This window comes from Synechococcus sp. R5-12 (genome assembly GCF_047502655.1).
In the GTDB taxonomy this organism is placed as follows: Bacteria; Cyanobacteriota; Cyanobacteriia; order Thermostichales; family Thermostichaceae; genus Thermostichus.
On the sequence record NZ_JANSIM010000276.1, the window covers coordinates 1 to 1,196 of the forward strand.

The 1,196-nt window shown below is 63.5% G+C and carries 1 protein-coding gene; it reads right to left on the bottom strand.

Going from position 1 to position 1,196, the window contains the following annotated elements:
* Positions 1-311: 311 nt before the first annotated feature.
* A partial coding sequence (locus NW843_RS13260; protein ID WP_414523183.1) for a glycosyltransferase family 9 protein occupies positions 312-1,196 on the bottom strand: 885 nt, incomplete at its 5' end.

Below are 1,196 nucleotides of genomic sequence, written 5' to 3' on the forward strand. Positions count from 1 at the left end.
GACGTGGCGGAACGGCAGACGCGCTAGACTTAGGATCTAGTGCCGCAAGGCGTAAGGGTTCAAGTCCCTTCGTCCGCATGAGAATCCCCTACTTCCCCAGCCCTTTTCCCCCAAGAGGGCAGAAGTTCCCCCGGTCAACAGCAATGCTGACTGCCTTACGGTCGCTCGCCAGCAAGCCTAGGAGAGCCAAGGTGACAAAGCAAGCTCTCCCGCCGGCTAAAAGCAGACAGGGACACATCTCCCAGGCTAGAAGGCTTCTCGGTCCGCCTGCAGAGAAACTGGACTGGGTTGCTGCCACGAAAACCTTGGCTCTAGGCCGGAAAGATCACCTGCAGAATTTGCTCGGGGGCAATCGACTCCACCTTCCCATCGGCCCCCTTGACCGCCCGAAACGGCCCCTCTGAAGGCAGCAGCCGCAGCGGGTCGGTGGGCCCAAACAACGCCACCAGCGGCGTCTGCACCGCCACCGCCAAATGCATGGGAGCGCTATCGGCGCACAACAGCAGCGTTGCCCCACCAATCAAGGCCGCCAGCTGCCCCAGCCGGACAGGACGGCTCACCGGCAGCTCCGGCAGTTGCGCCAGAAAGCCCTCCGCCAGCTGCTCATCCTCTGGCCCCACCACCAGCACCAACGGCAGCTCCGGCCGCTGCTCCCGAAAACCCTTGATGACCTTGACCCAGTTGGCAGAGGGATAGATCTTCTGAATTCCCTTCTCCTGCGACAGCTGGCTGGCCCCCGGATGCAACAGCACATAATCTTGAGCGGCATCCCCCAAAAGGCGCTTGCGTTCCTGCTCTGCCCACTCCAGGTCTGCTTTTTTCAGACGAATCTGGGGCAACCCCGCCGGCGCAGCAATGCCAAACCCCTGCACCAGGTCGTGGTACATCTGGGCCGCATACTGGGCTGGCTTCAGGGGCACCGGGTCGGTCAGCCAAGGTCGCCCCGGCCCCGGCGGCGCATAGCCCACCCGCTTGGGAATGCCGGTCAGCCACAACAACAGCTTGACCCCCAGCCCCCTGCCCAGGCTCAGCACCCCGTCATACTGCCGCTCCCGAATGCGCCCCAGCAGGTCGCTGAGATCCCCCAACGACAGCTGTTCTTTGAACGGAAAAGTCAGCACCCGACTCACCGAAGGACAAACCTCGTAGGCAGCCGCCGCCCGCGGCTCCACAACCACCTCCAGCTCCGCCTCCGG